Source organism: Ruegeria sp. HKCCD7255 (assembly GCF_013031565.1).
Taxonomy (GTDB): domain Bacteria; phylum Pseudomonadota; class Alphaproteobacteria; order Rhodobacterales; family Rhodobacteraceae; genus Ruegeria.
Window position 1 is genome coordinate 1 of record NZ_WQAG01000029.1, and the last position, 2,242, is coordinate 2,242.

The 2,242-nt window shown below is 51.7% G+C and carries 1 protein-coding gene; it reads left to right on the forward strand.

Going from position 1 to position 2,242, the window contains the following annotated elements; all coding sequences use genetic code 11:
• Nucleotides 1-252 precede the first annotated feature (252 nt).
• A complete protein-coding gene (locus GOX45_RS21860) occupies nt 253-2,085 on the forward strand; it encodes a DUF3604 domain-containing protein (protein ID WP_171104073.1) in 1,833 nt (610 codons plus the stop codon).
• Nucleotides 2,086-2,242 lie beyond the last annotated feature (157 nt).

Genomic DNA, 2,242 nt, shown 5'->3' on the forward strand with positions numbered 1-2,242 from the left:
TCGAGCAACCTGCGTTGGAGTGATAACGAGGCCAAACAGCTCGCAAATGCCTTCTAAGAGCGCAGAGCGGTCATCGGGCAAAAACACGCGGATGACCGCTTCGAGCCCAAAGCAGCTGCCTATGTATTAGTGTTCTCTTTTATCACGTACAACAAGCTGAAAAAGTGCACCGACACCTGTAAACTAACTGGCATTGCTTGGAGCCATCGTTCGATACCATAGTCGGTAGATAGAGATTGAAAGGGAACTTTGATGAAAAGAAAGTCATTGCACGCATTGTCACTCCTGTTTCTGACCTCAGCAATTCCCGCTATGGCACAAGATGATTGGAGCGCGCTCGAGGCCATGGTGCCGGAAAACCCGCTCAAGAACGCTTACTTCGGCGAAACTCATGTACATACTTCGTTTTCCCTTGATGCCTACATTGGAGGCGCACGCCTGACACCTTCGGACGCATATCGCTTCGCGAAGGGCCAACCTGTCTCGGTAAACAATGTGCAGCGCAGAATTGGTCGACCTCTGGATTTTGCGGCCGTTTCCGATCATGCAGAGTTTCTTGGAGAGATGTTGTCAACGCAAATCCCATCTGCTTCAGGGCATTACCAAGAAGCCCTTACTGAGCTGCGCGGTTTGTCGGACATAGAAACGCAACGCGCATGGTTCGTGAAATATGTAATAAGCAACATGCGATCTGGCGAGCCTGAGCATCCGCCCTTTTTTGCTGGACTTGAAACAACTGCAACCGCTTGGGAAGACTATGTCGTGGGGGCTGCAGAGGCGCATTACGAGCCAGGGACTTTTACCAGTCTTATCGCATTCGAATGGACGTCTGCCCCCAATGCCGGAAACATGCATCGCAACGTGATATTCCGAGACAACAAAGTGCCGGACATCCCGCTTAGCGCGCTTGATACTACAAATGAGGAAGAACTCTGGGCGTGGATGGAGCAGCAAGAAGCTGAGGGCTCTACATTGTTGGCCATCCCACACAATTCCAACGGAAGTAAAGGCTTTATGTTTGAACCGATCGACAATGCCGGAAATCCGATCACATACGAATATGCCCAGCGCCGCGCCAAGTGGGAACCGTTGATCGAGATGATGCAGATCAAAGGTAATTCCGAAACACATCCCGGTTTGTCACCTGACGACGAATTTGCGAACTTCGAGAATGCTGAGAGTATCGCAACATTCAGTGAACGTTTCTTCCGCAACGATGGCTTCGTTCGTTGGGCTGCGACTAAAGGGCTCGACTATGAGCAAAAGCTAGGTACGAACCCTTGGAAACTTGGTTTCATCGGAGGCACCGACAATCACAATGGCACCCCAAGCGATGTCGATGAGGCGACCTATAATGGAAGTCACGGTGTTGCTGATGGTACTATCGAGCAACGTCGCGATGGCGAGATAGACGGCTGGTTGCTTGGCCCCGACGCCAACCCTGGTTCGCTCGCAGGCGTCTGGGCACCCAAGAACACGCGTGGTGCAATATTTGACGCGATGCAAAGCCGAGAAACCTTCGCCACATCAGGCCCTCGCATACAGCCTCGTTTCTTTGGCGGTGCGATGCTGCAAAGCAATAACGATCCCGTAAAGCTTGTAATGGACGGCTATGCCAACGGCGTGCCGATGGGCGGTTCTTTGACAGCTTTGAACGGCCCACCTACTTTTGCGGTGCACGCAATAAAAGATCCGATTGGAGCCAATCTCGATCGCGTACAGATCATCAAGGGTTGGGTCGATGAAGGCGGAGCGCCGCAAGAACGTATCATAGATGTAGTGTGGTCAGGAGATCGCGTGCCGGATGTGAATGGCAAGCTGCCTCCCGTTGGCAATACGGTTGATCCTGAAACTGCTACTTACAGTAATGCCATCGGAGCTGCGGAGTTGTTTGGTCATTGGACTGACGACGATTTTGATCCTGACCAACATGCGCTGTACTACATGCGCGTAATCGAAATTCCTACTCCACGCTGGACAACGTATGACGCAGTACGCCACGGCCTGCCGCTCCTTGAGGATGTTGCAATTTGGATCCAGGAACGAGCATGGACCTCGCCAATTTGGTATTCACCGGAGCAGTAACTCACAAAGGCAGTGCGACAAGCATTTTGTTATGCTTGCGCAACTGCAACTTCTGCGATTTCACAAAGCGATTGCCAGTGGCAATAAACGGCAACTTTGTCCGGCGGTCTCAATGGATCGCCGCAACACTTCACTTTGAGAGCAAAGATGGAGTGTT